This is a genomic window from Heyndrickxia sp. NPDC080065 (genome assembly GCF_050281185.1).
Classification (GTDB): Bacteria; Bacillota; Bacilli; order Bacillales; family Bacillaceae_C; genus Heyndrickxia.
In genome coordinates this window covers 50,581-60,007 of record NZ_JBNNWS010000022.1, presented here as the reverse complement: position 1 = coordinate 60,007, position 9,427 = coordinate 50,581, and the positions used below count along the sequence as shown (strand labels likewise).

7 protein-coding genes are annotated in these 9,427 nt (G+C 37.6%); all 7 read right to left on the bottom strand.

Annotation, left to right across the window (positions count from 1 at the left end; genetic code table 11):
- Positions 1-403: 403 nt before the first annotated feature.
- Positions 404-2,479, bottom strand: coding sequence for a glucose-specific PTS transporter subunit IIBC (ptsG, locus tag ACQKP0_RS21930; RefSeq protein WP_427407954.1), 2,076 nt, complete (start codon positions 2,477-2,479; stop codon positions 404-406).
- Positions 2,480-2,727: 248 nt separating this feature from the next.
- Complete coding sequence (glcT, locus tag ACQKP0_RS21925) at positions 2,728-3,570, bottom strand: glucose PTS transporter transcription antiterminator GlcT (RefSeq protein WP_427407953.1); 843 nt, start codon at positions 3,568-3,570, stop codon at positions 2,728-2,730.
- 256 nt (positions 3,571-3,826) lie between these two features.
- On the bottom strand, positions 3,827-4,741 hold the full coding sequence (locus tag ACQKP0_RS21920; RefSeq protein ID WP_427407952.1) for a nucleoside hydrolase: 915 nt from the start codon (positions 4,739-4,741) through the stop codon (positions 3,827-3,829).
- A gap of 29 nt (positions 4,742-4,770) precedes the next feature.
- Positions 4,771-5,730, bottom strand: coding sequence for a nucleoside hydrolase (locus ACQKP0_RS21915; RefSeq protein ID WP_427407951.1), 960 nt, complete (start codon positions 5,728-5,730; stop codon positions 4,771-4,773).
- A gap of 88 nt (positions 5,731-5,818) precedes the next feature.
- Positions 5,819-6,769 carry an ABC transporter permease gene (locus ACQKP0_RS21910; protein WP_427407950.1) on the bottom strand — a complete coding sequence of 317 codons (951 nt, stop codon included), beginning with the start codon at positions 6,767-6,769 and terminating at the stop codon, positions 5,819-5,821.
- A complete protein-coding gene (locus ACQKP0_RS21905; RefSeq protein WP_427407949.1) occupies positions 6,759-7,850 on the bottom strand; it encodes an ABC transporter permease in 1,092 nt (363 codons plus the stop codon). The genes ACQKP0_RS21910 and ACQKP0_RS21905 overlap by 11 nt, the downstream gene beginning before the upstream one ends.
- Positions 7,847-9,394 (bottom strand): ABC transporter ATP-binding protein, encoded by a 1,548-nt coding sequence (locus ACQKP0_RS21900; protein WP_427407948.1) that lies wholly within the window; start codon positions 9,392-9,394, stop codon positions 7,847-7,849. Before ACQKP0_RS21900 ends, ACQKP0_RS21905 begins: the two co-directional genes overlap by 4 nt.
- Positions 9,395-9,427 lie beyond the last annotated feature (33 nt).

The window sequence follows — 9,427 nt, the reverse complement described above, 5'->3', positions numbered from 1 at the left end:
GAGCCAGGATCAAACTCTCCAAAAAGATGTTTGATATAGCTCATAAAAAGTTAATTAATTGACGTTTCGTTTTGTTCAGTTTTCAAAGATCAATCACTGCATCTCTTTATCAGAGACAACTTTTAAAGTATATCATTTTCAAAAGTTTATGTCAACAACTTTTTTAAAAACTTTTTCGTTTATTTCAGAAGCGACATATAATAATATATCATCCTATGAAACTATTGTCAACACTTTTTTTCGTCCGGCTTCTCTTTGCCGGTTACTATATAATAGCACCCATTTTACAGTTGGTCAACAAAAACTACACGGTGATTTATTCCATATAAAATTACTATTTTAAATACATCTTCTAAATATTAAAAGCCAATCCCATAAAAGAGATTGGCCTAGCTATAAAACTCTATTTTATTGAAATAATATTACTTTCTTTCATTTCAACTAGTCCTTCTTTTTCTAACACCACTTGCTCTCCTTCTTTTAGATTAGTGAATACAACTGGCGTCATAATAGAAGGAACTTTTTCTTTAATAAACTCTAGATCTACTTTCAACAATGGCTGTCCAGCTTCTACAATCTCTCCTTCAGTTACTAGAGCCTCAAAGCCTTCACCTTTTAAATTTACTGTATCAATTCCTACATGAATTAAAATTTCTCTTCCTGCATCAGACATAATTCCTAACGCATGTTTTGTTGGGAAAACGTTAACGATTTTTCCATTAACAGGTGATAAAATTGTACCTTCCATAGGTAGAATTGCAAAACCATCTCCCATCATTTTACCTGAGAATACTTGGTCTGGTACTTCAGTAATTGGTTTCAATTCTCCTTTTGCAGGCGATACAAATGTTTCATTTTTATTTTCCACTGCAGATTGAAGTACCTCTGGTTGTATTTCCTCTATTTGTTGTTGTACTTCCTTATCTGGATTAGTCGCAGCCTTTTGTGGTCTTTTTCCAGACATAATGTCCTTCATTTGAGATTTCAAAGTATCTGATTTCGGACCAAATATAGCTTGAATGTTGTTTCCTACTTCAAGAACACCGGCAGCGCCTAATTTTTTCAAACGATTTTTATCAACATTTTGTACTTCATTTACTTGAACACGAAGACGAGTAATACATGCATCTAAATTAGAAATGTTTTCTTTTCCACCCATTGCTTCTAAAATATCAAAAGGCAAATCTGAAGTTGGTTCACCGCTCGTTTCTTCAGTTTCAGCTTCCGCATCTTCTCGTCCAGGTGTTTTTAAATTAAATTTACGGATAGCAAAACGGAAACCAAAGTAATAAATTACCGCAAATACTAAACCAACAGGAATGACCCACCACCAATGGGTTTGTTTATTTAATACACCAAATAAGACAAAATCAATTAAACCACCAGAGAAGGTCATCCCGATTTTTACATTTAATAAATGCATAACCATGAAAGATAACCCTGCAAATATAGCATGGATACCAAATAATACTGGTGCCACAAATAAAAATGAGAATTCAAGTGGTTCAGTAATACCAGTTAAAAAAGAAGTTAATGCTGCGGAACCCATGATCCCAGCAACAAATTTTTTCCGTTCTGGTCTTGCTTCATGGTAGATCGCTAATGCCGCAGCCGGAAGACCGAACATCATGAATGGATATTTACCAACTTGGAAAGTACCTGCAGTTAAGTTTTGAACTCCATCCTGAATTTGTTTCATAAAAATGGTTTGATCTCCATGAACTACTTGGCCTGCTAGCGTTTTATAAGAACCAAACTCAAACCAAAATGGTGCATAGAAAATATGATGCAGTCCAAACGGAATTAATGATCGCTCAATAACTCCAAATACAAAAGCTGCCAATGTTTGTTGAGAACCTAACATATATTGTGAAAAAGAATTTAATCCGTGTTGAACCGGAGGCCAAATAATCGTCATTAATAATCCTAATACAACCGCAGATGCTGCAGTTGCAATCGGAACAAAACGCTTACCTGCAAAAAATCCTAAATATGATGGCAATTCAATTTCAAAAAACTTATTGTACATAAAGGCAGCAATTAAACCGACTATAATACCTCCGAATACTCCCGTTTGTAATGTTGGTATTCCTAACACTAATGCGTTCGCTGGATTTACATTTTCACCAATTACATCCGCCATTGTTAGCCCTTTTGCTACACCCATGGTTACGTTCATAATTAAGTAACCGACAATAGCTGCCAACCCTGCAACACCTTCACCACCTGCTAAACCAATCGCTACCCCAACAGCAAATAGCAGCGGTAAGTTACTAAAAATAATTCCTCCAGCCTGTGCCATAACATCTGCTATGTGCTTAACCCAAGCTGCATCTAAAAACGGAGCCACATTTAGCAGCGTTGGATTAGTAAGCGCTGTACCAACAGCCAACAAAATACCTGCAGCAGGTAGAATGGCTACTGGTAGCATTAGTGCTTTACCAACTTTTTGTAAAACACCAAAGATTTTCTTAAACATTTGAATACCTCCCTTAAATTTTTAACCAATGACAATGCACAAAACAAACGAAAGTAAAAAAAAGGCATGAGTAATAAGATAAAAAAAGAATATAGGGATATGTTCCCCATAAATACTCTTTTCATTATCTTCATTACTCATGCCTGATCGAATCAGTAACACGTAGAATAGCAGCAGCAAGTCTTCTCCAACTTATGAAATCTATCTTTTGATCTCATAATGGACAGCTGCTACAGCTAAACAGATAATTACTTTATTTTATTTTGAATACGCTGTAAGTGCATCGTTAAATACACGGCTTCAGCATCAAATACAGGTTTTTTCAATGTTTGTTGCATTATCTTAATTAGTTTCCACGCTAAATTGTAACATAGAGGATATTCGTGTTTCAAGAAGGATGAAATTTTTTCAGGTTCTTTGACTTTTTCCCCATTTAATACACGTTCAATGGTGTAGCGCAAATGCCTTACTAGCCGCATATAATTAATTTCATCTTTATTTATCTTGATTCCAAATTGATCCTCTATTGTATCAATTAACTTGGCTATCAAACCCGAATATTGATTGATTTCAGATAAATCTTTATTAGTTACAGCACTGTGTATGTGCAATGCAATAAATCCAATTTCGCCTTCTGGAAGCTGAATATTTGTCGTATCATTAATTAACTCGACAACTTCTTGAGCAATACCATACTCAAATGGATACAATACCTTCGTTTCAGTAATGAATGGATTTTTAATCTCAAGCCCTTTCATCAAACGATTAATCGCAAATAATATGTGATCAGTTAAAGCAACATGAATATGCTCACCCAAAAAGGCCTCTGTTCGTCTACGTATTAAGTCTATAGCAGAGATTATGACTGATAAAGTAGCTTCATCTATATACGGAAGAAGTTTTTTATACTGTTCCTGCTCCACTTCTCCTTTTAATACATAAAGTTTTTCGGCCTCTTTATTTGATATGGAATGACCTTTTTTCCGGTTAAAGCCAATCCCTTTCCCAATAAGGACCACTTCATTAAATTTTGGACTAGAAGCAATTAATACATTATTATTAAGAACTTTTAAAACTTCAAACGCTTCCATAATACTCTCCTATTATCGACAAATTTCGTCATTATGAAAATAGTTTACCGAAAAAGTAGGAAGATATCAATTTATATCGAAATGCGCGAAAAGCCTTAATTTGCCTCAGACATTCTCTCATTTTTTCAAGAGTTTTTTATTAACGTAACAATGATTAATATTTACCATCATCATAAAGCCAGGAATATACCAAATATTTAGCTTCAAAGAAAAAAGTCTGCCATCAAAAATTAAGGGCAGACTTTTAATTAATTATTCATATTACTCTACTTAGAAAATGTTCTAAAAATCGTTCCGCTTCTACCCCCGTACAAATGCGAATCTTTGGCTCACCTTCAAAGTGGCCTATTGTTCTTCCTACTTCTTCCCCTTCTGTGACAACCTTAATATTCATCATTTCCGTCTTAACAAAACTCGAATCGATAACAACACCAACTGCGAGTGGGTCATGAAGCGCACAACCGCCAATATCTGGGGCAAAAGATTCATAAAATTTGATATAGAACTCAGTCATGTCTGCAAAAAAATGAGCCATTTCCTGTCCAGTAGCTCGCCATTCATTAAGCTTCGATTTTGGCAATGTTGTTTGCATTGTCACATCAAGTCCCACTAAGGTTACCGGAAAACCTGAAGAGAAAACATATTCAGCTGCTTCGGGGTCAGCCACGATGTTTGCTTCACCATACGGAGTCACATTCCCTGGTACCTTTACAGCACCACCCATAACAACAACATCTTTAACGATTGGGATTATTTCCGGTGCTTTATTTATAGCCATGGCTAGATTAGTCAGCGGGCCAACTGCAATAATCGTTACTTCATTTGGACGCTTTTTTACCTGTTCAATGATAAAATCCGATGCAAATTTGCTTTCTGCTTGTATAATTGGGGCATTCTTCAGGGCATTTCCTAAACCGTCTTCTCCATGAACATGCTTTGCCCAGCCTTCTTTCTCCCCGCGTACAAAAGTTTGATCGGCTCCTTCATATACAGGAATATGCTTCCCTATTTTCTCCAAAACCGCCAGCGTATTACGGGTCGCTTCTGCTACTGATACGTTACCATAACATGTGGTAAACCCAAGCACCTCTAGTTCTGGGGAATTTAATGCGTAAGCCATTGCCAAGGCATCATCTATCCCCGTATCAACATCAAATATAACCGGCTTCAAATTTTCTTCACCCCATTTATCAGTAAAAATTATCTTTCAGAATAAACTTTTGTATAACTTTTAAGTGCCTCAACTACCATATCCCAAAATTTAGTATGATCTAGCTTCATAGCAACATTTACATTCGGTTCAAGCCCAGTTACACCATGTACATCTACCAATGTCATACCGTAAGTAAGTTCTCCTTTTGTCTCTACATCAACCCGTAATTTTTTCGCTTCAACAACAGAAGGATCTATACAATATGCAACACAACATACGTCATGTACAGGTGGATGTTCAAATCCGAACACCTCTAAATATGTTTTACGGAAAAACACTAGTAAGTCGCTGACAAATTTTGCAGCGGGGTTATCGATCGCAGCAATCCGTTCACAAACCTCTTCAGTCGCTAAAGCTTGATGAGTAAGATCTAGTCCCATCATGGTAATAGGTACACCGCTTTCAAAGACAACCTTAGCAGCCTCCGCATCAACAAAAATATTGAATTCGGCAGCAGGTGTCCAGTTCCCAAAAGTACCTCCGCCCATGATAACCACTTCTTGTATTTTAGCTAAAATTGCAGGTTCGCGTCTCATTGCCATCGCAATATTCGTTAGCGGCCCAGTTGGAACAAGAGTAATATCCCCATCTGATTCCAGCAATTTTCGAATAATAAAGTCAACCGCATGTTCCTCTTCGCTTGTTTTACTTGGTTCCGGCAGTACTGGGCCATCCATTCCGGAATCACCGTGAATATCTGGAGCTGTTTCTCGTTTTCTAACAAGTGGCTGACCACTTCCTTTTAAAACTGGAATATCATAAATACTAGCAATTTCACAAACCTTCAGCGCATTATTTGTTGTTTTTTCAATCTCAGCGTTCCCCGCAACAGTCGTAATACCAACTAATTCAATGTTTGGATTTCCAGCTGCAAGTAATATCGCAATCGCATCGTCATGTCCTGGATCACAATCAAGAATAATTTTTCGTTTCTTATTTTCTAGCATAAAATGGTACCATCCTTTTTTTATAATCGAAATTTATACATATCAATTTTGAAAATGTCTGCTAAACGGATGCCTTACACTTTTCATCTTACTTTGTAGATGCTGCTTTTAAAGAACCTCCCTGTCTTCTTTGCTTCCGTATTGCATATAGAACTAGCGCCAAAATGGTTACAACATATGGAATTACTTGAACGAACTGGCTATGAATGGGACTGTTAGGAACCGTTTGCAAAATCGTTTCAATTGATTTCGCAAATCCGAAAATTAATGAACCTATTAATATGCCAATAGGATTACGATTACCAAGCAGAACAACAGCCAAGGCTAAAAATCCGGTACCCGCAGTCATGTCTTTAACAAACATACTTGTCATCCCCATCGACATAAAGGCACCTGCCATGCCAACAAACACACCGCTCCATGCCAGAGCAGAGTATTGAAGGCGGCGAACCGGAATACCAAGTGAGTTGGCAGCTTGCGGGGATTCTCCGATTGCCCGCAAATGGATACCATATGGAGTACGATATAACATGATAAAGCACAACACAACAGACAGCAGTGCTACCCACACAATCAGGTTATGGCCGTTTAACAGTTTACCAAGGACCGGTACACCTTCGATAAACGGGATAGTAACGGTTGGGATTTTTTCTAAATTCCCTGGGTTGTAACTACCAGTCACGTTAAAAAATTTGCTCATTAAGAATATTGTCACTCCGGATCCAAAAATATTGATCACAAACCCAGTAATAATAATATCAACTTTCATTTTTAGATGAATAAAGCCCATAGCATACGAGAGAAGGACAGAGATGATAATGCCCGAAACAACTCCAAGGGCCCAATAACCAGTAACGGAACCGACAGCGATTGAAGTGAAAGCTGATATGAGCATCAGTCCTTCCAGACCAATATTCACTACGCCGGTTACATCCGAAATCAAACCTCCAAGTGCCGCAAGCAAAATGGGGGTCGTTGACCGAAGCAGAATGGCGAAAATCGTTAAATTGATTATTTGATCCCAAAGACTAGACCACATCTGTTTTCACCGCCTTTTCTTTCACGTTTATTTTTCCGCTTTTCAAAATGGCTCGCTGTTTTAAATAATTGAATACAGCTTGAGCAGATACAAAGATAACTAACAACACTTGAATAATAACGGCTAGTTCCCGTGAAACATCACTTTCAGCTTGCATAACTTGCCCACCTACTTGCAAATACGCATAGAACAATGCGGAAAGCAGGACGGCAAGGGGATTATTACGCGCTAATAACGCGATAATAATTCCATCAAACCCTAAGTTCACGGAAAAGTTGTCCTTATAGGCGCCATGAATTCCCAGTAACTCAACAATTCCACCTAAACCTGCAAGGGCACCACTAATCATGACACTGTATACAATAATTCGAGTCGTTTTAATACCACCATAACGTGCAAACTCGTTATTTTTCCCCACAAGTCGTAATTCATAGCCAAGTCTAGTCTTATAGAGCAAGAAGTAAATAAAGATTACAGTTATAATCGCAAGAAAAATACCGTAATGAACTGGAAAAGAGTCTGAAAGTTTCCCTAACAGAATATCCTTACTGAAATATTGCATCCTAGCAAATCCGCCACTTTTTGGATCCTTAAATACATTATTTATGAGATAGGATGTCATAATAATGGCTACATAGTTTAGCATTAAGGTCGTAACAACCTCGTTTGCATTCCATTTGGCTTTTAAATAACCCGGGATAAACCCGAACATAGCCCCGCCCGCAACGGCGCAAAGGAAAATAATCGGGATATGAATCAATGGTGAAAGACCTTGAATATAAGTTGCTGCTAAAGCACCTACAAATCCACCTACATACAATTGTCCTTCAGCCCCCATACTAAATACATTCGTTTGAAATACGACAGCTAGCGCTAATCCTGTAAAGATAAGAGGCGTGGCTTTGTTGATAATTGTACTTATATTAAATGGATTAGATATAGGTCCTAATAAAAAGGCTGAAATGGCATTCATCGGATCATCACTAACAAAGAAAATAATGATAAATCCGCATATAATAGCAAGGAAAACTGCACCGAGAATGCCGATTAAATCCAGGTACAAGAACCGTTTATTATTCATCGTACCGCAACTCCTTTTTCCGATTTCTTGATGCCTAGCATGTAATAACCAATTTCCTGTTCAGTTAGTTCTTTCGTATTCTCGAGTACCGCAACTAGATCCCCATTATATAGGACTCCGATTCGGTCACTTAAACTCATGATCTCTGACAATTCGGCAGAAACTAGCAATACAGCAGCACCTTCATCCCGCTTTTTGACAATTTCTTGATGGATGAATTCAATTGCACCAATATCAACGCCCCGTGTTGGCTGGGAAGCAATGAGAAGCTTTGGATTTTTAGCCATTTCACGCGCAATAACTACTTTTTGCAAATTACCACCTGAAAGAGAACCTGCTAGGACTTCTTCACTATCAGCACGAACATCGTACTTCTTCATATACTCTTTAACAAAATTCTTTAGTTTTTTTCTGTTTAGGAAAGGACCAATTCTGAATTCAGGGTTATGATATACATCTAAAATTAAATTTTCCTCAATAGTTGAGGTTAAACAAGCGCCCGTTGTTTGACGGTCCTCTGGAATATGTCCAATTTTTAAGTTTCGAATTTCGCTAATGCTTTTACCAAGAATATTTTCCTTTAAATAGATAACCTCCCCACTAGTTGCTTGGCAAAGACCCGTAATGACTTCTACCAATTCTCGCTGTCCATTACCTTCGACACCCGCAATGCCAAATATTTCTCCGCCTCTTATCCCCATTGATACCTCTTTGAGTACTTGCAATCCTTTTTCATCAGTAACCGTGACATCTTTTAATTCCAGAACAGTATCTTCAGGCGTTTTTTCTTTCTTTTCCACTCTAAATAACACATCACGCCCAACCATTAGACGAGAAATTTCTTCTTGGTTTGTTTCCATAGTGATAAGTGTTTTAATTGTTTTTCCTGCTTTTAACACAGTCACCCTATCAGAAATTTCCATAATTTCACGTAATTTGTGTGTGATAAAAATAATTGTATAATTCTGTCTTACGAGAGATTTCAATGAATCAAATAATTCATCTGTTTCTTGTGGTGTTAATACTGCTGTAGGCTCGTCCAAAATGATGAGCTTTGCTCCACGATATAATACTTTTAAGATTTCTACACGCTGTTTCTGCCCAACTGAAATAGACTCAACCGGAACCTCTGGATTCAATTTCAAACCAAAATTATTGATTAACTCATTAATATCCACTAATTCCTTGCTACGGTCTCGGAACATGTTAAAGAGTCCCTTTCTTGGCTCATCACCAAGTACAATGTTCTCAGAAACGGTAAGCGAAGGAGCTAGCATGAAATGCTGGTGTACCATCCCCAAACCTTGGCGGATTGCATCGCGAGGGCCCTGAAAGCTGACGGGTTCCCCTTTATAAATTATTTCACCTCTCGTCGGAGCTTCAAGCCCAAAGAGGATTTTCATAAGTGTGGATTTACCGGCACCGTTTTCACCGACCAATGCATGTATTTCACCTTGGTGAATTTCTAAGTTTACTCCGCGGTTTGCTACCGTTCCATTGGGATATGTTTTATGGATATCTTTCATTTGTAATAATACAGTCATTTTTTCCTGCACCCCCAATTTGGAAAGCGACGG